This is a genomic window from Sphingobium fuliginis (genome assembly GCF_015074805.1).
In the GTDB taxonomy this organism is placed as follows: domain Bacteria; phylum Pseudomonadota; class Alphaproteobacteria; order Sphingomonadales; family Sphingomonadaceae; genus Sphingobium; species Sphingobium fuliginis.
The window spans coordinates 1,633,775-1,657,050 of the sequence record NZ_CP060035.1 but is presented as its reverse complement, the minus strand read 5'-3'; the positions used below and the strand labels follow the sequence as shown (position 1 = coordinate 1,657,050).

Here is a 23,276-nt window from a genome sequence, read left to right as displayed (position 1 = left end):
TGATGATGCACAGCGACGATGGCCGCCTTCAGGCCCTGCGCGCCCGTGCCTATGCGCTGGCGGAAAGCGGGCGTTTCGACGGAGCGCATGCGGTGGAGCAGGCATTGATCGCGGAAGGCTGGCCCAATGCCGGCGCGGCGCTCCAGAGCAGCTATGCGCGCAAGGCGATCAGCGAACGGTGCATGGCGGCAGCCAAGGCCCATTGATGCGCCGGATAAAGGGGAGGGGACTGGCGGGACTGCCCCTGGGGGCGGTCCTGCTGCTTTGCGCCTGTTCGCCGTCGAAAGATGCCCGGAATGCGGGCGAAGCGGCTTTGCCGGGCAACGATGTCGCGGCCAGCAATTTCGCGAACCGCATGTCCGGCCAGCCGGAGCCGCCGCCGCCCGCCCAACCCTTCGAGCAGAAGGAGAAGACCGATCTGCTCGAATTCGCCTATGGCTACCCTGCCCAGGCCGCGCAGATACCCGCCCTGGCGGAGAAGTTCGGCAACGCGCTGAAGGTCGGCAAGGCGGATGCGTTGAAAATGGCGCGCGAAGACCAGAAGGCCGCCAGGGCGTCCGGCTATCCCTTCCGCGCCCATGCGCTTGACGTCCATTGGACGGTCGCCGCCGATACGCCGCGTTTCCTTGCGCTCCAATCGGAAAGCTATGTCTATACCGGCGGGGCGCATGGCATGACCGGATATGACGCATTGCTGTGGGACAAGGCGCGCAAGCGGGAGACGGCGGTCACGGCGTTGATGACTTCGCCTGCCGCCTTCGCGGCCGCCATCCATGACCGCTTCTGCGACGCACTGGACAAGGCTCGCGCCGAAAAGCGCGGCGAGCCGGTGAAGCGGAGCGATGACGACGACTTCACCAAATGCATCGATCCGATGCAGCAGGTGCTGGTGCCGACGTCGAAGGACGGCAAGCTGATCGACGGCGTCACCGTGGTCGTCGGTCCCTACAGCGCCGGGCCCTATGCCGAGGGAAGCTATGAGATCGCGCTGCCTGTGGACGGGGCCATGCGCAAGGCGATCAAGACGGAATATCAGGACGCCTTTGCGGCGGCAGAATGACGCTGCCCCCACAATGCGCCGTGCCCCTGCGAAGGCGGGCGGTCCGTTCTGACATCGGAACTGGGTTCCTGCCCTCGCAGGAACATGGTGCCCTAAACCGACGGCACTCCGTAAAGGTCATGCTCGTCCGCATCCTCGATCAGCACGTTCAGGATGCTGCCCGGCGCCAGCCCTTCTCCTACATCGCGCAGGAAGACACTGCCGTCGATCTCCGGCGCGTCGGCCTGGCTGCGCGCCGTGGCGCCGATGGAGCCGTCCTCGTCCGCTTCGCCCACCTCGTCGATGATGACGGGCAGCACGCGGCCGACCTTCGCCCGTAACCGTGCGGCGGAAATGGCGGCGGTCTTCTCCATGATCCGCTGATAGCGTTCTTCCTTGACCTCCTCCGGCACGGCGCCGGGCAGGTCGTTGGCCGCCGCGCCCTCCACGGGTTCGAAGCGGAAGGCTCCCACGCGGTCGAGCTGCGCCTCGTCCAGCCACTGGAGAAGATAGTCGAAATCCGCCTCCGTCTCGCCGGGAAAGCCGACGACGAAGGAGGAACGGATCGCGATGTCCGGGCAGATGTCCCGCCATTTGCGGATGCGGTCCAGCACCTTCGCTTCGTTCGCCGGGCGCTTCATGGCCTTGAGGACAGAAGGCGCGGCATGCTGGAAGGGAATGTCGAGATAGGGGGTCAGCAGCCCATCGGCCATCAGCGGGATCACCTGATCCACATGGGGATAGGGATAGACATAGTGCAGACGGACCCAGGGCGGCGTGCCATCGGCGGTGCGAAGCTGCCCCAGTTCGCGCGCCAGATCGGTCATGTGCGCGCGAACCTCGCGCCCCTTCCACTGGCGCGCCTCATGCCGGGTGTCGACCCCGTAAGCGGAGGTGTCCTGGCTGATGATCAGCAGTTCCCGGGTTCCGGCATGCACCAGCTTTTCCGCCTCGCGCAGCACGGCGTCTATGCGCCGGCTGACCAGATCGCCGCGCAGCGAGGGGATGATGCAGAAGGAGCAGCGATGGTTGCAGCCCTCCGAAATCTTCAGATAGCTGTAGTGGCGCGGGGTCAGCTTGAGCCCACCCTCCGGCACCAGATCGATGAAGGCGTTGGGGATGGGCGGCGACGCCTCATGCACCGCGTTCACCACCGCCTCATATTGATGCGCGCCGGTGACGGCCAGCACCTGCGGGAATTTCTGACGGATCAGTTCCGCTTCATTGCCCATGCAGCCGGTGACGATGACCCGGCCATTCTCCGCAATCGCCTCTCCAATGGCTTCCAGCGATTCTTCCTTGGCCGAATCGAGGAATCCGCAGGTGTTGACCAGCACGACGTCAGCGCCGGCATAGTCGGCGGACATCTGATAGCCGTCGGAACGCAGCTTGGTCAGGATGCGCTCGCTGTCGACCAGCGCCTTGGGACAGCCCAGCGACACCATGCCGACCTTCGGCGCTTCGGGAATTTTGGTTGCCATGATCGGCGCGCACATAGGGATTTTTGCGCGCAATGTCACGGGGGCAGGAAATCAGGGCAGGGACCGGGCTTCCCCGGCGGCCGCGCCCTGCACGATCTCTATGATCAGGTCGCCGGTCTGGAGCCGCCCCGCGCCCTCTTCCCAGAAGCCGATGGCCCGCCCGTCGCGGTAGATGCGTACCCCCAGACCAGTGGCGATGGCGGAAAGCGATTGCCCGATCTCCTCCGGCAGAACGAAGCGTTCGTTCAGCTTCACCTGACCGCCCGAAGCGGCAAGGTCCGACATATAGTCGGCAATATGCTGGCCGCTGGTGCTGCCCGCCAGCAGCAGCCCGGCAAAGCTGACCGGGTTGATCACGGTGGTCGCGCCCGCCTGCCGCGCGGGCAGTTCGTTATCCTCGTTGCGCACGACGATGCTGATGGGCAGGCGAGGGGCCAGATGCCGCGCCGTCAGGGTGATGAGGATCGAGGTGTCGTCCCGCCCCGCCGACACGATCAGCGTCCGCGCCCGGTGGATCGCGACATCGTTCAACGTCCGGTCCCGCGTCGAATCGCCGCACAATATGTTGCAGCCCAACGCTTCGGCCTCGGCCAGCGCCTTCTCTACCGGGTCGACCACCACGATCTCGCGCGGGTCGACGCCCCGCGCCAGTAGCTCGCGCACCGCCTCGGCCCCGCTGGTGCCGAAGCCGGTCACGACGATATGATTGTGCAGATCGGCCTGAATGCGAGCCATGCGCCACCTGTAGAGGATGTTGCGGAAAAAGAGATTATAGGCCGTGCCGAGGAAGATCAGCCAGACGAACAGGCGGATCGGCGTCACCAGCAATGCCTCGAACAGCCGGGCTTCCGGGCTGACCGGCACGATGTCGCCATAGCCGACCGTCGTCACGGTGACGGTGGTGAAATAGAGCACGTCGACGAAGCTGATCCTGTCGTCGAGATTGTCCTTCAATCCATCCCGGCCGACCCAGTGGATCAGCAACACCAGCCCGATCAGGCCGAACACCAGTCCCACCCGCCAGGTGAGATCGGCCCAGATCGGCAGCGAAGACCGCCGCCGCAGAAAGCCCGCCGCGCTGGACGGCGGCCTTACCGGAACGATCCTCATCGGACCTTTTCTTCGATGATGTGGATGGGAGGCATCGTGGGAATGGTGAAGGCAGGAAGAAGGAATGCGCGCGACATCGCCATATCTTTAACGCGCTGGCCCCGCCATGGCCAGATTCCGTTCCGGTCGGCTGCAAAACCATATCCCCGCCTGGGCAGGAACATGCCGTCAGCCGATCTGTCCTCCGAAGGCCTGCGCCGTCGCCGCGATCGCGCTGTCCTGCGTCAGGTCGTAATGCAGCGGCGTCACCGTCACATAGCCTTCGGCAATGCCAGCCAGATCGCTGCCTTCCGGCACGGAGTCGCTCTTGCCCAGGCCGAACCAGTAATAATCATAGCCGCGCGGATCGGTGCCATGGATGATCTTCGTCCGGTCCACATCGTGAAAGCCCTGCCGCACCACGCGGATGCCCTTGACGGCTTCGGGTTCGACGGCCGGGAAGTTCACGTTGAACAGCAGCCGGGGGCTGGCCGGCATGGCGATCAGCGGGCGCAGCACCCGCTCGCCCCAGGCCCGCGCCGCCGCGAAGGGCACGGCGTCGCCCATCCCCTCCCGCACATAGACCTGGCTGAGCGCGATCGATCTGATGCCGGAGATCGCGCCCTCCATCGCGGCCGATACCGTGCCCGAATAGGTCACGTCCTCCGCCAGGTTGGCGCCGCGATTGACGCCTGACAGCACCAGATCGGGCTTCGCATCCTTCATCAGATGGCCGACCGCCATCATCACCGCGTCGGTCGGCGTTCCCGACACGCTGAAATGCTTCTCGCCATGCTGCCGGACGCGCAACGGCCGCGTCAGCGTCAGGCTGTGGCCGGCGCCGGACTGCTCCTCGCTCGGCGCGACGATCCAGATGTCGTCCGACAGCGTCCGGGCGATCTCCTCCAGCACGGTCAGGCCCGGCGCATGGACCCCGTCGTCATTGGTGAGCAGGATGCGCATATGTCTGGAATCCCTTCGCTTGGGGGCCGGCAGCCTACTGGGGCCGCAACCGCGTCACCCCGCCCATATAGGGGGCCAGCACTTCCGGCACGATCACGCTGCCGTCCTCCTGCTGGTAATTTTCCAGAACCGCCACCAGCGTCCGTCCCACGGCCAGTCCCGACCCGTTCAGCGTATGGAGGAAGCGCGTCTGCTTCTCCCCCTCCGGCTTGTAGCGCGCGTTCATCCGCCGCGCCTGGAAATCGCCGCAATTGGAGACGGAACTGATCTCGCGATAGGTCTGCTGGCTAGGCAGCCAGACTTCCAGATCCCATGTCTTGCGCGCGCCAAAGCCCATGTCGCCGGTGCACAGCAGCACCTTCCGATAGGGCAGGCCAAGCGCCTGCAAAACCCCCTCAGCCGCGGCGCACATGCGCTCATGCTCGGCCTCGGATTCCTCGGGCCTGCAGATCGCCACCAGTTCGACCTTCTCGAACTGGTGCTGGCGGATGAAGCCGCGCGTGTCCCGCCCGGCCGATCCGGCTTCCGACCGGAAACAAGGTGTCAGCGCCGTCAGCCGCAGCGGCAGGCTTTCCACCGCCACGATCTGTTCGCGCACCAGATTGGTAAGGGAAACCTCCGCCGTGGGAATCAGCCAGCGGCCATCGGTGGTCCTGAACAGGTCCTCCGCGAATTTCGGCAACTGTCCCGTGCCGAACAGGGCCTCATCCTTCACCAGCAGCGGCGGGTTGACCTCCTCATAGCCGTTTTCGCCCGACTGGCGGTCCAGCATGAACTGCGCCAGCGCGCGGTGCAGCCGCGCCATCTGCCCCCGCAGCGCGGTAAAGCGCGCCCCGGAAAGCACCGCGCCGCCTTCGAAATCCAGCCCCAGCGCCGGGCCGAAATCAGCATGATCCTGCGGCGTGAAGGGGAAGCTCCGCGGTTCGCCCCACCGTGCCACCTCGACATTCTGGACCTCGTCCTCCCCCATCGGCACGTCGTCCGCCGGCAGGTTGGGGATCGCCGCCAGCCGCGCCGCCAACGCTTCGCCAATCTCGCGATCCTCCGCCTCCAGGGCGGGCAGACTTTCCTTGAGCGCCGCGACTTCGGTCTTCAGCGCGTCGGCCGTCGCCATGTCCTTCTGCGCCATCGCCTGGCCGACGGCCTTGCTCGCCTCATTGCGGCGCGCCTGACCCTGTTGCAGCGCGGTCTTGATCGCGCGGCTCCGTTCGTCCAGCGCCAGCAACTCCGCGCTCAGCGGTTCAAGCCCGCGCCGGGCCAGCCCCGCGTCGAAAGCGGCGGGATTTTCGCGAATGAAACGAATGTCGTGCATGGGTCAGCCCTATGCCGTTCTGCGACCAGCCGCGCAACCCTGCACACCGCCGTCCGTTGGTGGTAAAATCAGGCGTTGAGAAAAGAGGAACGGGACGATGCAGATAGACCATGACGCGATGGTGCTGGTGGCCGATGGGCGCAAGATGCTGTTCTTTCGCAACAAGGGCAGCCCGGCCTTTCCCAATCTGGAAACGGAAGAGGTGAAGGAACAGGATAATCCCCCCGATCGCGAGCAGGCCTCCGACGGCACGGGACGGGGGCCCAATTCGGTCGCGAGCCATCGCGGCTCCGTCGAGCAGACCAATTTCCACGATCTGGAGGAAGCGCGCTTCGCCGCGGAAGCTGCAGAATTGCTGAAGCGCCGCGCGCTCGCCAATGATTTCGAAAAGCTGATCGTCGTCGCGCCGCCCGCCGCCCTGGGCGAAATGCGCAAACATTATCACAAGGAAGTGCAGAGCCGGCTAGTGGGTGAGATCGCGAAGGACCTGTCGAACCACCCGGTGCCGGAAATCGAGCGGATCATCGCGACGAGCTGAAACCCGACCCGGCCGGCGCTCCCCCCGGACGCGCCGGCCGGATCGCCCCGCGGTTAACCCTCGGCTAACCCTCGGCGCCCGCCTTGGCGCGCGCGAAACGCTTGCGCGCCAGCAGGGCCGCCGCGCCCGCCCCGAACAGCAGCACCATCGGCGGCGCCGGCACGTCGGTCGGCGGCGGCGGATGATGATGGTCGCCGCCCGAGGAACTGGACGAAGAGGAAGTCGAGGACGAAGACGACGTCGAACTGCTGGTCGAGGAACTGGTCGAAGAGGAGCTGGACGTGGAGCTCGACGTCGAGGAGCTGCTGGTCACATTGCCGCTGGAGGTCGAGACGTTGCCCGAAGAGGTCGACACATTACCGGAGGATGTCGACACATTGCCGGATGAGGTGGAAACCCCGCCTGTGGACGTCGAAACGCCGCCGGTCGAGGTGGACACGCCGCCCGTGGTCGAACTGGTGGAACTGGTGATGCCGCCGGTCGAGCTGCTGGTGGAGGAGATCACCACCGATCCGCCCGAACCGCCGCTGCTGCCGCCGAAGAAGCCGCCGAAAAACCCGCCGCCGCCAAAGCCGGGGCCACCCGCCAGCACCACCGGCGCGCCGCCGCCACCGCCGGACATGACCGGCATTTCCGCGGCCGCGACCGGGGCCGGCAGGGGGATAGGCGCCGCCTGGGTGGTCACCGTCACCGTCTGCGGGGCGCAGGAAACCGTCTTCACCACGCGCTGCACCTTGCGCACCGCATAATGCTTGCGGGGCGCCGCCTTGACGCTCTTCGTGCTCTGGACCCCTGTCGGACGCGCGCTTTCCGCGACATGGACGGCGCCGCCGCCGATGATCGCGCCGCCGGCGGCGCAAGCGCATAATTTAGCCAATGCCATCCGTACCGACATAGGTTCCACTCTTGTTTGTCTTCGGCCTGACGATCTCGTCACCGCGTTGCGCAGTAACGGATGCGGGGCCGTTCCCTATTGCTAACAACGCAAAACAAAGCGTTAACTTCAATGGCGTTAACTCTGAATATCGGGGTCAAGTCGAGGAAAAAACTAACAAATTATGAACTCATATGGTTAACGTCCCATTGTGATACGGCGGCCGGCCGCTTGGGCGATACGGCTGGTCTATTTTCTTTTATGATCTGCCGATGGCCGGGAATCGCGAATTTTCTGGGGATAAGCGCGCCGCAATGCGCGGCCGGCGCGCCGGACGACCGATTGCCCGCTTGTCTCAGGCCTTGGCGCTGGCTATTAGGCGCCGTCAACCACAAGTCACGGATACCCCGGCACTTTCAGCATCGGGGGTCCCGCGAGTCGGAGAGCCAGATGGCATCGGTCCTGAATTCCGATAAAGACGGCCAAAATCCGCCGAAATCGGCTGTAACACTCCCACCCGACTATCGTCCTTCCGCAGACGAAGAGTTCATGAACCCGCTTCAGTTGGAATATTTCCGGCAGCGCCTGTGGGACTGGAAGAAGCAGATCCTGGCTGAAGCGGAAGGGACATTGGCCGTCCTGCAGAACGAACCGCTCCGCGAACCCGACCTCAACGACCGCGCATCGAGCGAGACCGACTGGTCGATCGAGCTGCGCACCTGCGACCGCCAGCGCAAGCTCATCTCCAAGATCGACGCCGCGCTCCGCCGCATCGACGAGGGCGAATATGGCTATTGCGAAGTGACCGGCGAACCGATTTCGCTGGGCCGCCTGGAAGCCCGCCCGATCGCGACCATGACGGTCGAAGCGCAGGAACGGCACGAGCGGCAGGAAAAAGTCTCTCGCGACGATTAACCTTTTATCCATGCCGCCATGGCAGGGTCGCCGGGAAATTCCAGTGATCTTGCAGGGCGTTGTCGATGGATAGCAATCAGGATGATGGTGATCGTGGTCCGGCGCGTTCCGGCCCGCGCGACAGCCTTTTCCTGCTCACCAATCTAAGCTCGGCCGACGGGGTTCCGCTCGGCCGCGCCCGCGTCCGCAATCTTTCCGCCACCGGCCTCATGGCCGATTGTGAGCGCGCCGTGCCCAATGGCATCCGCATTCGCTTCGACCTGCGCGGCATCGGCCAGGTCCATGGTTCGGTCGTCTGGTCACGGGAGGATCGCATCGGCATCGCGTTCGACGTGCCGATCGATCCCCAACTCGCGCGCCGCCGGGTTTCCGCGCCGGAAGGACAGCTTGCGGTGCCCGATTATCTGCGCCAGCGCCGCTTCATGCGCTGAGCGTCCAAAGCGGATTACAGGGTGGCTCGGATTGCCGCCGCCCACAAAAAAGCCCCGCAAGGCATGGCCCCGGAGCTTCTCCCGGAAGGGCAGGATCAGCGGCAAGGGACCGCCGATCCATGCCTTTCACACAGGCGTCACCGCTGTCAGTGTTGCGCCTCCATTTCCTCCTTCAGCCGAAGCTTCTGCTTCTTGAGCGAGGCCACCAGGATCGCGTCAGGCATGGGACGACTCGTCTCCGCCTTGATTCGAGCCTCAAGCCCGGCATGCTTGGCCGAAAGAGCTGAAATGTGGCTGTTTTCCATGACATTCTCCTTACGAGGGCAATGGATGAACGAGTAGATCACGATTCGCTGGTCGTGTCTTCGGGCGATTCGCGCTTTGCGACGGGCCGCTTTGAAATTTGCGATGGTTCGTGCCGGCCCGCCGGGCTATCAAGGGGCGATGGGACGGCAATGGGTGCGAAAGTAGGTGTATGGTGAGCCGCGAAGACATCATGCGTCGGCTGGAATTGTTGCGAATCGAGCATCGCGACCTGGACAGCGCCATCAGCGCGCTGGTGGACTCCGGTTCGGGCGACCAGATGCAGGTCGCGCGCCTCAAGAAGCGGAAATTGCGCCTGCGCGACGAAATGGCCCTGCTGGAGGATCAGCTCGTCCCCGACATCATCGCCTGAACGGTGGAACGGATTATGGCCAATGCGGTCCCGACTGATCCCGAATGACACAATTCGGGGTTAACGGGCCCGCATCGGGACTGACAAAGCGCCCGCTCTATGGCACATATCGGCCATGAAACTCGCCGCTTCTCTTGAACAGGGCCTGCATCGCCGCCTTGTCGACGGTCTCTATGTCGAAGCCATGGTGATGGCGGATGAAGCGCGCGCCTATTTCGATGTGCGGGAGGGAGGCGATCCGGAGACGGACGATCCGCTTCGCCGCGTCGCCTTCGCCTGCGAATCGCTCAAGGTCACGACGCGCCTCATGCACATCATCGCCTGGTTGCTGAGCCAGCGCGCCTGGCAACGGGGGGAACTCAGCGATGCGGAGATGCTGGACGAGAAATACCGCCTCGGCCATGCCGCGACCACCGATCCTTCGGTGGCCGGCAACTTCCCCTTCGCCGCCCGCGCATTGATAGAGGCAAGCCAGGACCTTTACGAAAGGGTCGCGCGCCTTCAGGATCGCATGGCGCGTCCGCGGGCGCAGGCGGAACCCAATCCGGCCCGGGCATTGATGGATCGGCTCAACGCCGCCTTCTGACAGGCGGGTTCGCTGGGGCATGTCGGCAGGAGCGGGGTTACACATCTCCACGCCATCCAGCCTTTCAGCCCAAATCCCCGCACAGCCTGTCCCGCCATGATCTTGGGGGCTGGCCATCCGCCCGATTTCTGGTCTAGATCAGCGCTATGAATACCGGTTTGCGGACCTGCCGCCGCATTTCAGGCCTGCCGCAAGCTGCTCTTCTCGTGCCGCTGCTTCTGCTCGCGCCTGTCGCTCATGCGCAGGCGGCGGCGCAGGCCGGCGCCCAGCCGGTTCCCGATCAGCCCGATCTGGATCCCAATCTGGCCCCCATGCCCGACATCGGCGTCGACTGGCCGGACATGGGACAGCCCGACATCGTCACGCCCATGGTCGAACTGCCGCCCCAGTCTTCCGACGTGCCGCAGCAGGCGGTCGCGCCCGAAGCGGCGGAGGAACAGGCTGAGGAGGCCGTCACCTTTGCGGATACGGGCGCGGATGCGGGTGAGGAGCGCCGCTACACCGTCGCGATGACCGGCGTGGAGGAGATTGCCGACGCCCAGTTCACCACCCGCTTCAACGAACTGTCGGTGCTGCATCAGGGCGAGGGGAAGCCCGCAAATCTCGCCCAGATCAACCGCCGGATCAAGGAGGACAGCGACCTGCTCGACCGGTTGCTGCGCGCCAAGGGCTATTATGCCGCGCGCATTCGCGGCGCCGTGACGCCGCCGGCGGCGGGCGGCGACAGGCTGGCGGTCACCTTCCGGATCGTGCCGGGCGCGCGCTATCTGCTGTCGTCCGTCGACCTGAAGGGCCTGGAGAACACCGGCGAGCGCGAACCGGAATTACGGTCCGCCTTTCCGCCCAAGGCGGGCGATCCGGTCGATGCCGACGCCATCCTCGCCGGCCAGCAATCCCTGGCCGTCGCGCTGCTCGAGAACGGATTTCCCTTCGGCAAGGTCGAGGAACCGGAAGTCCGCATCGACCATGAGGAGCGCAAGGGCGATCTGGACATCGTCGTCAATCCCGGCGCCTACCGCACCTTCGGCAGGATCGTCATGGCCAATGATGCGCTGTTCAGCGCCCGCCATGTCCAGCGCATCGCCCGCTTCCGTCCCGGCGACACCTATATGGCATCTGATGTCGAAGATCTGCGGCAGGCGCTGATCGCCACCGGGCTCGTTTCATCCCTGACCATGACCCCCAGGGATGCGGGAGACGGCGAGCATGTCGACCTGGCCATCGACGCCCGCCCGGCGCCGCTGCGCACCATAGCGGGCGAACTGGGCTATGGCACCGGGGAGGGTTATCGCGCAGAGGTGAGCTGGGCGCACCGCAATTTCTTCCCGCCGGAAGGGGCGGTGACTGTGCGCGGGGTGATCGGCACGCAGGAGCAGACGGCGTCCTTCACCTATCGCCGCAACAATTTCCGCCGTCGCGACAATGTGCTGACGGGCCTGCTCTCCGTCAGCAACATCAAGCGGGACGCCTATGACGCGCGCACCATAACCCTGTCGGGCGCGCTGGAGCGGCAGACCAACATATTGTTCCAGAAGAAATGGGTCTGGCGCATCGGCGGCGAACTGATCGCGTCGGACGAAGCGGATGCGTTCAGCAACGGCAGCCGGCGCACCTTCCTGATCGGCGCCATTCCATTGAGCCTCACCTATGACGGCAGCGACGACCTGCTGAACCCCAGCCGGGGGTTCCGCCTGGGCGGCCGGCTCAGCCCCGAACTGTCCTTCCAGAACAGCACCTTCGGCTATGCCCGCGTGCAGCTTGACGGCAGCGTCTATCAGCCGATGAACGACCGGATCGTGCTCGCGGCCCGTGCGCGTTTCGGCACCATATTGGGGTCCACGGTCGACCGGATCGCGCCCTCGCGGCGCTTCTATGCCGGCGGCGGCGCTTCGGTGCGCGGCTATGGCTATCAGGCGATCGGCCCGCGCTACGGCCCGAACGACGATCCGGTCGGCGGCAAGAGCCTGGCGGAATTCTCGCTGGAATCGCGCATCCGCTTCGGCAATTTCGGCGTCGTGCCCTTTGTCGACGCCGGCAACATCTCGACCAGTTTCCTGCCGCGCTTCCGCGACCTGCGCATCGGCGCGGGGCTGGGCGTGCGCTATTACAGCAGCTTCGGCCCGATCCGCATCGATGTCGGCACGCCGCTCAATCCGCAGTCGGGCGATCCGAAGATCGCCGTCTATGTCTCGCTGGGGCAGGCCTTCTGATGGCGGGGGAGACGCCCGCCGCGCCGCCGCCGCCGCGCCGCCGCCGCGCCTGGGACGGCCGCTGGCAGCGTTGGGTCGCCGGCATTCTCGCCACGCTGCTGCTGATCGCCGCCGGCGCGCTGGCCTGGCTCGACACCGTGCCGGGCCATCGCTTCCTCGTCTCCCGCATTGCGAAGATCAGTCCGCCTTCGGGCCTGCGCATCCATGTCGACCGGATCGACGGCAGCATCTACCGCAAGGCCGTTCTCCATGGCCTGACCCTGTCCGATCCCAAGGGCGCGTTCCTTGACGCCCCGCGCGTGGAGCTGGACTGGTGGCCCTTCGCCTGGCTCTCCAACCGGCTTGATATAGACCGCCTGGTCATTCCGCAGGCGACGCTGCACAAGCTGCCCAAGCTCAACCCCAGCGAGCGGGAGGGGCCGATCCTTCCCGGCTTCGACATCCGGCTGATGCAATTTTCGGTCGGGCGCCTCATCATCGAGCGGGGCATCACGGGCAAGGTGCAGCAGGCGACGCTTTCCGGCGATGCGGACATTCGCGGCGGCCGCGCCATTATCGATCTTTCCGCCCGGGTGTTGAACGGAGAGGATGCGCTCAACATCGCGCTCGACAGCCGGCCCGACGATGACAAGTTCGACCTCGACGTCACGGTGAACGCACCCAGGGGCGGCGTCCTGGGAATCATGGCCGGGTTGAAGCAGGACGCCAATCTCCGCATCCAGGGGCAGGGAAGCTGGACCCGCTGGAACGGCCGCCTGGCGGGCACGCTGGACAGCGAACCCGCCATAGACCTGAAGCTGGCGGCCCGCAGCGGCACCTATACGGCCGCCGGCACCGTCGAGGGAGCCGCCATGGCGGGACAGGGCCTCGTCCAGCGCCTTTCCGCGCCGCGCCTCGCCATCCAGGCGAGCGGATTGATGGCCGACCGGGTGATCGACGGCAAGCTGTCGCTCCGCTCCGCCGCGATCGACCTCAGCGCGGACGGCGCCATCGACCTGCGCAACAATGCGCTCGACAATCTGCTGGTCGATGTGAAGCTCGCCCGCCCGCAGGCTTTGCTCAAGTCGATGGGCGGCCGGGATATTGCGGCGCGCATCCGGCTGGATGGCTCGCTCTCGGCCTTCGGCTATGAATATCTGCTCACTGCCAGGCAACTCGCCTTTGGCAAGACCGTGATTCACGATGTCCGCGCCGACGGCAAGGGACGCAGGGCGAAGGGCGGCCCGGCGCTGATCCCCGTCCATCTGCGCGCCCGGCGCCTCGACGGCCAGGGCCCGCTGGTAGAGGGGATCATCCGCAATTTCGACCTGAACGGCGTGTTGCAGCTCAGGAACCAGCAGGTCGTCAGCAATCCGATGACGGTGCGGTCCGACAAGCTGCGCGGCAGGCTGCTTTTCCTCGCCGACCTGAAATCGGGGCGTTACGACATCGGCCTGGACGGCCAGATCAGCGGCTTGGCCATTCGCGGCCTTGGCATCGTCGACCTGACGTCGAAGCTGCGCGCCGTGCCCGGCCCCCGTGGCGCCTTCACCTTGAGCGGCAATGCGATGGCGCGGATGCGGCGGCTGGACAACAGCTTCCTGCGGTCGCTGGGCGGCGGCCTTCCGGTGTTGCGCAGCGGCCTGTCGCTCGGACCGGACGGGCAGCTTCAGTTCACTGGCCTCCGCCTGGAGGCGCCGCTGCTGACGCTCTCGGCCAAGGGCTATCGCCGCCGCGACGGCACGTTCCATTTCGAAGGCAACGGCCAGCATGGAAGCTATGGTCCGCTGCGCCTGATCCTGGACGGCAGGATCGACCGTCCGACCGTCGATGTCGTGCTGCAGAGCCCGCTGAAGGCGCTTGGCGTCACTGACATGCACGCCCATCTGGTTCCCGATGCGGCGGGTTACGCCTTCACGGCGGAGGGGGGATCGACGCTCGGTCCCTTCACCGGCAACGGCGCGATCCTGCTGCCGCCCGGCGGCCAGGCGATCGTCCGCATTGCCCGCGTGGCCGCATCGGGCGTCAGCGCCAGCGGCGACCTGCGCCCGGTGACCGGCGGGCTGGACGGCGTGCTGAACGTCAGCGGCCCTGTGACCGGCACCGTCGCCTTTGCCCCTGTAAACGGCGTTCAGCAGCTGAAGCTCGCCCTCACCGCCACCGACGCCAGTTTCGACGGTCCGACCAGCATCGCCGTGCGCCGGGGCAGGCTGGATGCCACGATCCTGCTCGACCCTTCCGGCACGACGATCGGCGCCACGGCGCAGGCGCGAGGCCTGCGCATCGGTGCGATCCAGATCGGCCGCCTTGCGGCCAATGCCGATCTGGTCGACGGCAGCGGCAAGGTGACGGCCAGCCTATCCGGCCAGCGCGGCCGCCTCTTCGACCTCAGCGGGGAGGCGCAGGTCACGCCCGACCGCATCCAGCTTCAGGCTGGCGGCACCATCGACAAGCGGCCGATCAAGCTCAATCGCCCCGCCATATTCACCCGCACCCAGGACGGCTGGCGCCTGGACCCCGCATCGATAGGCTTTGCGGGCGGATCGCTCCAGCTTGGCGGCGAACTCAGCGGCCAGACCACCAGCATAGAGGCGCGGCTGCAGAAACTGCCGCTTTCGCTGCTGGACATCGCCTATGACGATCTGGGCCTTGGCGGCACGGCGACCGGCTCGCTCAGCTATGTGCATACGCGCGGCGGCATGCCGACGGGGAAGGCCGAACTGCGCGTGCGCGGCCTTTCCCGCTCCGGCCTGTCGCTGAGTTCCCGTCCCGTGGATGCGGGCGTCAACGCGGTCCTCAGCCATGACCGTCTGGCCACCCGCATGATCTTCGTCGCGAACGGCCAGACCATCGGCCGGGCGCAGGCGCTGCTCATGCCGCTCGGCACCGAAGGCACTCTGGTGGAGCGGCTCAACCGCGCGTCCCTGTTCGCGCAGCTTCGCTACAATGGCACCGCCGACACGCTCTGGCGCCTGACGGGGGTGGAGATCGTGGACATATCCGGCCCGGTCAGCGTCACCGCCGACGCGCGCGGCACGCTGGGCGACCCCGTCATCGCGGGGTCTCTCGCGACGGACAATGCCGCGATCAACAGCCCCGTCACGGGCATGCGGCTGCACGGCGTCAAGGCGCGGGGCCGCTTCTCCGGCGCGCAGCTCGTCATGACCGGCTTCAGCGCCGCCGCGCAAAATGGCGGCACGGTCACCGGGACGGGCAGCTTCACCTTCAACGGCATAGCGGGGGTCGGCATGGACCTGCGCCTCCAGGCGGAGAATGCCGCGCTCCTCGAACGGGACGACATCGCCGCCACCGTCACCGGCCCGATCACCATCGCCTCCACCGGCAAGGGCGGCACCATCGGCGGCGACCTGATCCTCAACCGCAGCCGCTTCACCATGGGGCGCGCCGCCGCCGTGGCGCAGATTCCCGAACTGCGCGTGATCGAGATCAACCGTCGCGGCGACGAGATAGAGCGGCCCCGCACCAGCATTCCCTGGGACCTTGCGATCAAGGCGCGCGCCCGCAACCGCCTGACCGTCACGGGCCTTGGCCTTGAGAGCGAGTGGCGCGCCAATCTGGACATCGGCGGCACGGTCACGAGCCCGGCCATTGCGGGCACCGCCGATCTCGTTCGCGGAACCTATGACTTTGCCGGCCGCCGCTTCGACCTCAAGGAAGGCAAGATCCAGTTCGACGGCCGCACCCCCGTCAACCCGACGCTCGACATCGATGCGGAAGCGGATGTCAGCGACCTCACCGCCACCATTCATGTCGGCGGCACGGGCCTCAAGCCCGTGATCAGCTTCACCAGCGTGCCCGCGCTGCCGCAGGACGAACTGCTGTCCCGCATCCTCTTCGGCACGTCGATCACCAACCTGTCCGCGCCCGAAGCGCTGCAACTCGCCTCGGCCGTGGGTTCGCTTCAGGGGCAGGGCGGCCTCGACCCGATCAACGCCGTGCGCAAGGCGGCAGGGCTCGACCGGCTGCGCATCATCGCCGCCGATCCGACGCAGGGGCAGGGCACCTCCATCGCGGCGGGCAAATATCTGACCCGCAAGACCTATGTGGAACTGATCACCGACGGGCAGGGCTATTCCGCGACCCGCATCGAATATCAGGTCACGCGCTGGCTCTCGCTGCTCGGCGCCATCTCCACCCTTGGCCGCGAAAGCGCCAACGTCCGTGTCTCAAAGGATTATTGAACGTGACCAAATCCCGCATCGATGCGGCCGCCGCGATCAGCGTGATGGACCTGTTCACCATCGGCATCGGGCCGTCCAGTTCGCACACGGTCGGGCCGATGCGCGCCGCGCTGATGTTCATGGACTCGCTGCCCGCCATCCCGGCCCGCGTGCAATGCGAACTCTATGGATCGCTCGCCCTCACGGGCAGGGGCCACGCTACCGACATGGCGATCCTGCTCGGCCTCTCCGGCCAGCGTCCCGACAGCGTCGATCCCGACGCCATTGCCGGCATCCTCGCCACCATCCGCAGCGAGCGCCGCATCCGTGCGGGCAGCGTGGAGGACCGCTTCCTTCCCTTCGACGAAACGACCGACCTCCTCTTCCGCATGGGAGAGTTTCTGGAGGCGCACAGCAACGGCATGCGCTTTTCAGCCTGGTTCGACGGGCAGGAGGAGCCGCTGGTCCGCGATTATTATTCGGTCGGCGGCGGCGCGGTCCTGCCGGGCGCGGAGGCGATCGCCGCCGACGCGCCGCTCGGCCATAATGTCGTCCAGCCCTATCCCTTCTCCTCCGGCGCGGAAATGCTGGCGCTGGGGGAGAGCACCGGCCTCAGCATCGCCACGCTGGTCCTGCGCAACGAGGGGGCCTGGCGCGCGCCGCGGGAAACCGAAGCCTTCCTCGACAGCGTGATCGACGCGATGAGCGCATCCATCGATCGCGGCCTGAAGGAAGAGGGATTGCTGCCCGGCGGGCTGAAGGTCCGGCGCCGCGCCCGCGCCATCCATAACCGGCTGGTCCTCCAGCAAAATGCCCTCGGCCCGGCGCAGATCTTCGAATGGGTCAGCCTCTTCGCGCTGGCGGTGAATGAGGAAAATGCCGCCGGCGGGCGCGTCGTCACCGCTCCGACCAACGGGGCGGCGGGCGTCATCCCCGCCGTATTGCATTATTATCGCCGCTTCGTCCCCGGCGCCGACCGGGAGGGGGAGCGCCGCTTCCTGTTGACCGCGGCGGCCATGGGCTTCCTCTACAAGAAGCGCGCCTCCATCTCAGCCGCCGAAATGGGCTGCCAGGGGGAGGTGGGCGTCGCCTGCTCCATGGCTGCCGCAGGTCTTGCCGCCGTGTTGGGCGGCACCAACCAGCAGGTCGAAAATGCCGCGGAGATCGGCATGGAGCATAATCTCGGCCTCACCTGCGATCCCATCGGCGGGCTGGTGCAGATCCCTTGTATCGAGCGCAACACCATGGGCGCCGTGAAGGCGATCAACGCGGCCTATCTCGCGCTCCAGAGCGATGGCCGCCACATCGTCAGCCTGGACGCGGTCATAGAAACCATGCGCCAGACCGGCGAGGACATGGCGAGCCGCTACAAGGAAACGAGCCTTGGCGGACTGGCCGTCAATGTCGTGGAATGTTGATCAACTCACCGCCTGCACGCCTCAGCTACGCGGCGAACCGAGCTGGTTCTGTGGCATAAAGGACACAAATTCAGTTGTTTATCTCAGGTTCATGCAACCTCCAGGGACTTCCATGACTTCACCGTCTCCCCGGCTGACAGGGGATTGAGAAGATAAAGTGGAGTACCCGAATATGCGTAAGATCCTGGCCGCAACCCTCCTGACCGGTGCAGCGGTCGCAAGCCCCGCTCTGGCGCAGGACGTCAATCCTACCTTCACCGGCCCGCGCGTTGAGGCGATACTGGGCTACGACCATACCGGTGCCGGCAGCAGCGTGGACAATGACAATGGCCGCGACGACCAGTCGATCGATGGCCTGCTCTACGGCGTGGGCGCCGGCTATGACGTGAACCTTGGCAGCGCGGTCGTCGGTGTCGAGGGCGAATATACCGACTCCACCTCGAAGAGCGGCCGATCGGACCCCACCGACCAGTTCGGCTTCGGCCGCGTCAAGCAGGGCCGCGACCTCTATATCGGTGCGCGGGCGGGCATATTGGCCAGCCCGAACACGCTGGTCTATGTGAAGGGCGGCTACACCAACACGAAGCTGGACGTGCTGGCCGGCAACACCAATGTCGAAACCGACACCAATTTCAAGCTGGACGGCTGGCGCATCGGTGCGGGCGTGGAGCGCGCCATCAACGCCAATACCTTCGCCAAGCTCGAATATCGCTATTCCAAATATGAGGATGCGCATATCGACTTCGCCAACGGCACGACGACCGACGAATTCGGCATCGACACCGACCGGCACCAGATCGTCGCGAGCCTGGGCTGGCGCTTCTGACGGGAGGGAGGGGCCGGTCGTTCCGGCCCCTTCGCCCCACGGCATGGCGCGCCGTCCTGTCGCCCTGCCTTCGAACCTGCTATGACGCTGCCCGTGCACAACGCCATTCCCCATCTTTATCCCGTCGGCATAGAGCCGGACGACATCGACTTCATGGGTCATGTCAACAATGCGAGCTATCTGAAATGGGTTCAGGCGGCCGTACTCGACCATTGGCGGGCGCTCGCTCCCACCGAGGCGGTCGCCCAGCATCTATGGGTCGCGCTCAAGCATGAGATCACCTATCGCAAGCCGACCTTCCTCAACGACGACGTCATCGCGACCGTCCTGCTGGAAAAGGTGCAGGGCGCGCGCGCCTTCTACGAAACGGTGATCCGCCGTGGCGAGGAAGTGCTGGCGGAGGTGAAGTCGAGCTGGTGCTGCCTCGACGCCTCCACGCTGCGTCCGGCGCGCCTGGCGCGGGAGGTGATCCAGCATTTCTTCGCGCCGGACGGAACGTGACGTTTCGACCCTGAACGGGCCGCCTAAAGCGTCGCCTCTATCTCCCGCGCTGCAATATCCGGCTTTTCCGCCAGGCTGATCGGCCGTCCGACCACCAGGATCGAGGCGCCCCGGTCCAGCGCCTCGCGCGGCGTCACCGCGCGCTTCTGGTCGCCCATCGCGCCGCCTGCCGGCCGCACGCCCGGAACCACGAAGAACCCGTCAGGCCACGCCTTCTTCGCCAGCGCGACCTCCTCGCCGGAGCAGACGATCCCGTCCAGCCCCGCGCTGCGCGCCAGATCGGCCAGTCGCGCCACCTGATCCTCGGCCTTGCCGCCCACGCCGATGTCGAGCAGGTCGCCATCGTCCAGGCTGGTCAGCACGGTCACGGCGACCACCCGGGTCTTGGCCCCTGCCGCCGCCTTCGCGTCCTCCAGCATGGCGCGCCCGCCGGCGGCATGGACGGTCAGGATCGCAGGCTCCAGCACATGCAGCGCCTGCACCGCCTTGGCGACCGTGTTGGGAATGTCGTGCAGCTTCAGATCGAGGAAGATCGGCAGGCCGAACTTCATCATCTCATGCACGCCATGATGGCCGTGGGCGCAGAAGAATTCGAGGCCCAGCTTCAGCCCGCCCACATGATGACGCACCTGCTGCGCAAGGTCCTGGGCCTTGCGCAGGTCGGGCGTATCGATGGCGACATAGATGGGGCTGGTCATGCTGGTCCTGTGGTGGAGAGGGTAGGGGTCGCGGCCTTGTTGTCCGCGACGGCGAGGGATGGAGGGGCGGAAGGCGAGGGGGCGGCGGTCGCCGCGACGAGCGCGCGCTCGGTGCTCTCCAGCTTGCGCTTCATGCGCCAGCGGGTTGCCCGCGCCATGATCCAGAAGGGCAGCGCACCCAGCAAATAGGCGCCGATCAGCAGGACCGGCAGTTTCGTTTCCATGACCAGGTCGCCCCAGAGATTCACTTCTACGCGCGTGTAATTGGCGACGCAGAATAGCGCGAGGGCGACGGCGATGACGACCCAGAAGGCAGTCCGCAGAAATTGCATCAACGCTCCTATAGCTGCTGAGCGGGCAGCTTAGGCGATTTTGTCGCGCTGCGGAAGCGCTTCGTCGGACGGAGGGAAGGCGATGCGCAGGGAAAGCGTCTTTTCCGCGCCCGGTTCGATGCTGTCCATGCCCGCCGGACGATTGACGGCATCGGGCATGTGGGTGACAGGTTCCAGGCAGAAATCCGGGGAAAGGGGCGGGCGATAGACATGGAACCATGACGCGCCCACGGCGCTGAGCACGACCCGCGTCCCATCCCCTCGCCGGACGGTGGCGCTGCCGTCCCAGCCGCCATAGGCATTGTCGATCAGGCTGTTTCCCCGCACCCGCGCGCCCGCCGACCAGTCGCCGAGCGCATCCGCCGCCACCTGCCGCACGGGCAGCATGTCGGCTGTCGCAAGCCACAGCCGGTCCGCCCGGAACTGGAGCGACGTGTCTTCGTCCGCCTGGAAATAGGGGTGGAAGCCAAGGCCCGCTGGCATGGCCTCATCGCTGATGTTGCGCAGCGTCAGGCTCATTTCGATGGCATGGTCGGACAGGGTGAAATGCTGCTGCGCTTCATAGGCCCATGGCCAGCCGCCATCGCCGTCATATCGGTGCGTGAGGTGCGCGCTGTCCTGCGCCGCCGCCGCGACGCTCCATGCCGAGGTCCAGCCGATGCCGTGGAGGCTGTGCGGATGGTCGCCGAAGTTGAGCGGCATCCGCACGTCGCGCCCTGCGAAACGAAAGCGGCCATGGGCGATCCGGTTGGTATACGGCACCAATGGGAAGCTCGCCATCTGCAACGGATCGCTGCTGTCGACCGGAGCGGTCCGCAATATGTCCGTCCCCGCGAAGCGAAGCGCCGCCAGCGATCCGCCGACGGTGGGGGCGAGTACGGCTTCCACCGCGCCCGCCTTCAAGGCGATCAGGCCGCTCAGCCGACCATGTCCTCAAGCTCGCGGCCTTTCGTCTCATGCACCAGGGCGCGAACGAAGAAGAAGGAGACGGCGGCGAAGAAGGCATAGCCGGTATAGGTGATCGCCAGGCCGGGCGAGACCGCCAGCGCCGGGAAGCTGACGGAGATCAGCGCATTGGCGATCCACTGCGCGAAGCCGGACACGGCAAGCCCCGATCCCCGGATCTGGTTCGGGAACATCTCGCCCAGCATCACCCACATGATCGGACCCCAGCTCATGTTGAAGAAGATCACGTAGAGATTGGCGGCCACCAGCGCGATCACGCCGTTATTGCCGGGCAGCGATACGGCGCCGTCGGCCGCCGTGACCGCCGTGGAGAAGGCATAGGCGACGGTCGCCAGCGTCACCGCCATGCCCGCCGATCCGATCAGCAGCAGCGGCTTGCGCCCGATCCGGTCGACCAGCGCGATGGTGGCAAGGCAGGCGCCGATCGACAGCACGCCCGACAGGATGTTGGTCTGGAGCGCATAATCCTCCGAAAAGCCGACCGCTTCCCACAGGGTAGCGCCATAATAGAAGACGACGTTGATGCCGACGAGCTGCTGGAACACGGCCAGGCCGATGCCGGTCCAGACGATGGGCCGGATCTTGCCGCTGGCCTTGTCGATCAGGTCGCTGAGCTTGGGCCGGTGATGATCGGCGGCCAGACTGTTGCGGATTTCGACCACCTTGCGCGATGCGGCTTCGGCGCCGAACAGGCGGGTGAGCACGGCCTGGGCGCGCTCCTCCTGCCCGCGCGCCACCAGATAGCGGGGGCTTTCCGGGATCACCAGCAGCGCCAGGAAGTAGATCGCGGCCGGAATGGCCTGGAGCCAGAACATCCAGCGCCAGGCGGGAAAGCCCAGCCACAGCTGCGCCGTCGATCCGCCGGCATAGCGCGCCAGCACGAAATTGGCGACGAACGCGCCGGTCAGGCCGGAGATGATCATCACCTGCTGCACGCTGGAGAGACGGCCGCGCACCGCCGCCGGAGTGACTTCGGAAATATAGACCGGGGAGATCACGCTCGCCGCGCCGACCCCAAGGCCGCCGACGATGCGCGCGACGATGAAGATGACGGACGATCCCGCCGCCCCCGCCAATATCGCGCTGACGAGGAACAGCGCGGCCGACAGCATCATCACCCCGCGCCGTCCGATCAGGTCGGCCATGCGCCCGGCCAGGAACGCGCCGATGGAGGAGCCCACCAGGATGGCGCCGACATTGACGCCGATGCCCAGCTTGCCGAGGTCGAAGGCGCTTTCCAGCCCCTTTTGCGTGCCGTTGATGACGCCGCTGTCATAACCGAACATGAACCCGCCGATGGTCGCCACGGCGACGATGGCGGCGATGAAGGCCATATTGACCTTATCGGCACTCCCTTCGGACATTCCTGCTCCTCCGATTTATATTCTAGATGGCTGCAATATAGGATGTTTGCCCGCGCGCGCCGGGATCGAAAGCGAAAAGATCACCGGCACAGGGCTGCGCGAGAAGCTGGTCCCTCGTCAAGCCCTTGCGTGCGGTGGTGGCATAGGCGGTCGACAGGTCCGGTCCGCCAAAGGCGATCTTGGTGACATTGGCGACGGGAAAGCGGACCTCCGTCATCAGCCCGCCCGCCGGATCGTACCGCCGCGCGGCCCAGCCGGCGAACAGCCCGGTCCACAGGCAGCCTTCCGCATCGACGGTCGGTCCATCGGGATAGCCGGCGCCATCCTCGATCTCCGCGAACAGCGCCGTATCATGCAGCGTGCCGTCCGCCGCGATCCGCGTGCGCCAGATCCGCCTGCCCAGCGTGTCGGTGTGATAGAGCAGCGTGCCGTCCGGCGAGACGGCAGGGCCATTGGTGATCGAGACCGGAGGCAGACCGCTTTCAGTCAGCCGGCCCTGGTGCAGCCTGTAGAAGCGCCCGCTATCGGCCTCCTCCCCATCGTCCATCGACCCGAACCAGAGGCCGCCCGCCGGATCGACAGTGGCGTCGTTCAACCGGTTGCCGGGCCGGTCGGCCTCCGGCGCGTGCAGCAGCGTGAAGCCGGCGGCATCGGGATCGAACCGGTGCACGCCGGACTGGAGCCCGACGGCGAACGATCCGTCCTGCGCCGGAACGATCCAGCCGACCTGGCCCGGCGCGTCCCAACTGCGCGCGACGCCCAGATCAGGGTCGAAGCGGTGGATGCGCTTCTCCTTGATGTCGACGAACCAGAGCGCTGCATCCCGCGCCACCCAGACGGGCCCTTCGCCCAGGGTCGCGCCGACGCTGAGGACGCTTTCCGGAACCGGGGCCATGG

At 66.2% G+C, this 23,276-nt stretch carries 23 protein-coding genes; 12 read left to right on the top strand and 11 right to left on the bottom strand.

The window, feature by feature from the left end:
- Positions 1–2: 2 nt before the first annotated feature.
- Together H5V43_RS07805 and H5V43_RS07800 are read left to right on the top strand one after the other, a co-directional pair.
- On the top strand, positions 3–206 hold the full coding sequence (locus H5V43_RS07805) for a hypothetical protein (protein ID WP_007684028.1): 204 nt from the start codon (positions 3–5) through the stop codon (positions 204–206).
- Positions 206–1,060: a DUF4163 domain-containing protein gene (locus H5V43_RS07800; RefSeq protein ID WP_025548869.1), complete on the top strand. Its 855-nt coding sequence runs from the start codon at positions 206–208 to the stop codon at positions 1,058–1,060. The genes H5V43_RS07805 and H5V43_RS07800 overlap by 1 nt, the downstream gene beginning before the upstream one ends.
- Before the next feature lie 92 nt (positions 1,061–1,152).
- Here the strand turns inward: H5V43_RS07800 and rimO are convergent, their stop codons facing one another.
- From rimO to serS, 4 genes are all read right to left on the bottom strand, one after another.
- Complete coding sequence (rimO, locus tag H5V43_RS07795) at positions 1,153–2,535, bottom strand: 30S ribosomal protein S12 methylthiotransferase RimO (RefSeq protein ID WP_025548871.1); 1,383 nt, start codon at positions 2,533–2,535, stop codon at positions 1,153–1,155.
- 36 nt (positions 2,536–2,571) lie between these two features.
- Positions 2,572–3,630, bottom strand: coding sequence for a potassium channel family protein (locus H5V43_RS07790; RefSeq protein WP_025548872.1), 1,059 nt, complete (start codon positions 3,628–3,630; stop codon positions 2,572–2,574).
- A 168-nt stretch (positions 3,631–3,798) separates the two neighbouring features.
- A complete protein-coding gene (gene surE / locus H5V43_RS07785; RefSeq protein ID WP_025548874.1) occupies positions 3,799–4,572 on the bottom strand; it encodes a 5'/3'-nucleotidase SurE in 774 nt (257 codons plus the stop codon).
- 34 nt (positions 4,573–4,606) lie between these two features.
- Complete coding sequence (gene serS, locus H5V43_RS07780; RefSeq protein WP_025548875.1) at positions 4,607–5,884, bottom strand: serine--tRNA ligase; 1,278 nt, start codon at positions 5,882–5,884, stop codon at positions 4,607–4,609.
- 97 nt (positions 5,885–5,981) lie between these two features.
- Here serS and H5V43_RS07775 point away from each other — a divergent pair, with 97 nt between their 5' ends.
- The gene (locus H5V43_RS07775) at positions 5,982–6,422 is read left to right on the top strand and encodes a host attachment family protein (protein WP_025548877.1); all 441 of its coding nucleotides are present in this window, start codon (positions 5,982–5,984) and stop codon (positions 6,420–6,422) included.
- Between the two features lie 64 nt (positions 6,423–6,486).
- Here H5V43_RS07775 and H5V43_RS07770 read toward each other — a convergent pair whose 3' ends face one another.
- Positions 6,487–7,317, bottom strand: a complete 831-nt coding sequence (locus H5V43_RS07770) for a hypothetical protein (protein WP_025548878.1) — start codon at positions 7,315–7,317, stop codon at positions 6,487–6,489.
- Positions 7,318–7,746: 429 nt separating this feature from the next.
- Here H5V43_RS07770 and dksA point away from each other — a divergent pair, with 429 nt between their 5' ends.
- Positions 7,747–8,211, top strand: a complete 465-nt coding sequence (dksA, locus tag H5V43_RS07765) for an RNA polymerase-binding protein DksA (protein WP_193666811.1) — start codon at positions 7,747–7,749, stop codon at positions 8,209–8,211.
- A gap of 65 nt (positions 8,212–8,276) precedes the next feature.
- Complete coding sequence (locus tag H5V43_RS07760) at positions 8,277–8,642, top strand: PilZ domain-containing protein (RefSeq protein WP_025548880.1); 366 nt, start codon at positions 8,277–8,279, stop codon at positions 8,640–8,642.
- A 146-nt stretch (positions 8,643–8,788) separates the two neighbouring features.
- On the opposite strand, the gene H5V43_RS07755 is transcribed toward H5V43_RS07760, so the two are convergent.
- Positions 8,789–8,947 (bottom strand): YdcH family protein, encoded by a 159-nt coding sequence (locus H5V43_RS07755; protein WP_007684009.1) that lies wholly within the window; start codon positions 8,945–8,947, stop codon positions 8,789–8,791.
- A gap of 191 nt (positions 8,948–9,138) precedes the next feature.
- Here H5V43_RS07755 and H5V43_RS07750 point away from each other — a divergent pair, with 191 nt between their 5' ends.
- From H5V43_RS07750 to H5V43_RS07720, 7 genes are all read left to right on the top strand, one after another.
- Positions 9,139–9,318 (top strand): YdcH family protein, encoded by a 180-nt coding sequence (locus tag H5V43_RS07750; RefSeq protein ID WP_037482328.1) that lies wholly within the window; start codon positions 9,139–9,141, stop codon positions 9,316–9,318.
- Positions 9,319–9,433: 115 nt separating this feature from the next.
- Complete coding sequence (locus tag H5V43_RS07745) at positions 9,434–9,904, top strand: DUF1465 family protein (protein ID WP_025548883.1); 471 nt, start codon at positions 9,434–9,436, stop codon at positions 9,902–9,904.
- A gap of 146 nt (positions 9,905–10,050) precedes the next feature.
- Positions 10,051–12,114, top strand: a complete 2,064-nt coding sequence (locus H5V43_RS07740) for an autotransporter assembly complex protein TamA (RefSeq protein WP_025548885.1) — start codon at positions 10,051–10,053, stop codon at positions 12,112–12,114.
- On the top strand, positions 12,114–16,295 hold the full coding sequence (locus H5V43_RS07735) for a translocation/assembly module TamB domain-containing protein (protein WP_025548886.1): 4,182 nt from the start codon (positions 12,114–12,116) through the stop codon (positions 16,293–16,295). The genes H5V43_RS07740 and H5V43_RS07735 overlap by 1 nt, the downstream gene beginning before the upstream one ends.
- A 2-nt stretch (positions 16,296–16,297) precedes the next feature.
- The gene (locus tag H5V43_RS07730) at positions 16,298–17,692 is read left to right on the top strand and encodes an L-serine ammonia-lyase (RefSeq protein ID WP_025548888.1); all 1,395 of its coding nucleotides are present in this window, start codon (positions 16,298–16,300) and stop codon (positions 17,690–17,692) included.
- Positions 17,693–17,864: 172 nt separating this feature from the next.
- Positions 17,865–18,518, top strand: coding sequence for an outer membrane protein (locus tag H5V43_RS07725; RefSeq protein ID WP_025548890.1), 654 nt, complete (start codon positions 17,865–17,867; stop codon positions 18,516–18,518).
- A gap of 81 nt (positions 18,519–18,599) precedes the next feature.
- Positions 18,600–19,019, top strand: coding sequence for an acyl-CoA thioesterase (locus H5V43_RS07720; protein ID WP_425281075.1), 420 nt, complete (start codon positions 18,600–18,602; stop codon positions 19,017–19,019).
- Positions 19,020–19,042: 23 nt separating this feature from the next.
- Here the strand turns inward: H5V43_RS07720 and pyrF are convergent, their stop codons facing one another.
- The 5 genes from pyrF to H5V43_RS07695 are packed head-to-tail and all read right to left on the bottom strand — an operon-like array spanning position 19,043 to position 23,274.
- Positions 19,043–19,717, bottom strand: coding sequence for an orotidine-5'-phosphate decarboxylase (gene pyrF, locus H5V43_RS07715; protein ID WP_025548893.1), 675 nt, complete (start codon positions 19,715–19,717; stop codon positions 19,043–19,045).
- Entirely contained in the window at positions 19,714–20,049 is a 336-nt protein-coding gene (locus H5V43_RS07710; protein ID WP_025548894.1) for a lipopolysaccharide assembly protein LapA domain-containing protein, read from the bottom strand. Before H5V43_RS07710 ends, pyrF begins: the two co-directional genes overlap by 4 nt.
- A 30-nt stretch (positions 20,050–20,079) precedes the next feature.
- Entirely contained in the window at positions 20,080–20,952 is an 873-nt protein-coding gene (locus tag H5V43_RS07705; RefSeq protein WP_025548896.1) for an aldose 1-epimerase, read from the bottom strand.
- A 14-nt stretch (positions 20,953–20,966) separates the two neighbouring features.
- Positions 20,967–22,379 carry a sugar porter family MFS transporter gene (locus H5V43_RS07700; RefSeq protein ID WP_025548897.1) on the bottom strand — a complete coding sequence of 471 codons (1,413 nt, stop codon included), beginning with the start codon at positions 22,377–22,379 and terminating at the stop codon, positions 20,967–20,969.
- Between the two features lie 22 nt (positions 22,380–22,401).
- Positions 22,402–23,274 carry an SMP-30/gluconolactonase/LRE family protein gene (locus tag H5V43_RS07695; RefSeq protein ID WP_025548899.1) on the bottom strand — a complete coding sequence of 291 codons (873 nt, stop codon included), beginning with the start codon at positions 23,272–23,274 and terminating at the stop codon, positions 22,402–22,404.
- Positions 23,275–23,276 lie beyond the last annotated feature (2 nt).

Coding starts and splice junctions, on each gene's coding strand:
- surE (WP_025548874.1), bottom strand. CDS start 4,572: ATGCGCATCCTGCTCACCAATGACGACGGGGTCCATGCGCCGGGCCTG.
- H5V43_RS07735 (WP_025548886.1), top strand. CDS start 12,114: ATGGCGGGGGAGACGCCCGCCGCGCCGCCGCCGCCGCGCCGCCGCCGC.
- H5V43_RS07695 (WP_025548899.1), bottom strand. CDS start 23,274: ATGGCCCCGGTTCCGGAAAGCGTCCTCAGCGTCGGCGCGACCCTGGGC.
- H5V43_RS07750 (WP_037482328.1), top strand. CDS start 9,139: ATGCGTCGGCTGGAATTGTTGCGAATCGAGCATCGCGACCTGGACAGC.
- H5V43_RS07755 (WP_007684009.1), bottom strand. CDS start 8,947: ATGGAAAACAGCCACATTTCAGCTCTTTCGGCCAAGCATGCCGGGCTT.
- H5V43_RS07725 (WP_025548890.1), top strand. CDS start 17,865: ATGCGTAAGATCCTGGCCGCAACCCTCCTGACCGGTGCAGCGGTCGCA.
- H5V43_RS07770 (WP_025548878.1), bottom strand. CDS start 7,317: ATGTCGGTACGGATGGCATTGGCTAAATTATGCGCTTGCGCCGCCGGC.
- H5V43_RS07745 (WP_025548883.1), top strand. CDS start 9,434: ATGAAACTCGCCGCTTCTCTTGAACAGGGCCTGCATCGCCGCCTTGTC.
- H5V43_RS07800 (WP_025548869.1), top strand. CDS start 206: ATGCGCCGGATAAAGGGGAGGGGACTGGCGGGACTGCCCCTGGGGGCG.
- H5V43_RS07700 (WP_025548897.1), bottom strand. CDS start 22,379: ATGTCCGAAGGGAGTGCCGATAAGGTCAATATGGCCTTCATCGCCGCC.
- H5V43_RS07720 (WP_425281075.1), top strand. CDS start 18,600: ATGACGCTGCCCGTGCACAACGCCATTCCCCATCTTTATCCCGTCGGC.
- H5V43_RS07760 (WP_025548880.1), top strand. CDS start 8,277: ATGGATAGCAATCAGGATGATGGTGATCGTGGTCCGGCGCGTTCCGGC.
- H5V43_RS07790 (WP_025548872.1), bottom strand. CDS start 3,630: ATGAGGATCGTTCCGGTAAGGCCGCCGTCCAGCGCGGCGGGCTTTCTG.
- H5V43_RS07740 (WP_025548885.1), top strand. CDS start 10,051: ATGAATACCGGTTTGCGGACCTGCCGCCGCATTTCAGGCCTGCCGCAA.
- serS (WP_025548875.1), bottom strand. CDS start 5,884: ATGCACGACATTCGTTTCATTCGCGAAAATCCCGCCGCTTTCGACGCG.
- dksA (WP_193666811.1), top strand. CDS start 7,747: ATGGCATCGGTCCTGAATTCCGATAAAGACGGCCAAAATCCGCCGAAA.
- pyrF (WP_025548893.1), bottom strand. CDS start 19,717: ATGACCAGCCCCATCTATGTCGCCATCGATACGCCCGACCTGCGCAAG.
- H5V43_RS07775 (WP_025548877.1), top strand. CDS start 5,982: ATGCAGATAGACCATGACGCGATGGTGCTGGTGGCCGATGGGCGCAAG.
- H5V43_RS07710 (WP_025548894.1), bottom strand. CDS start 20,049: ATGCAATTTCTGCGGACTGCCTTCTGGGTCGTCATCGCCGTCGCCCTC.
- H5V43_RS07805 (WP_007684028.1), top strand. CDS start 3: ATGATGCACAGCGACGATGGCCGCCTTCAGGCCCTGCGCGCCCGTGCC.
- rimO (WP_025548871.1), bottom strand. CDS start 2,535: ATGTGCGCGCCGATCATGGCAACCAAAATTCCCGAAGCGCCGAAGGTC.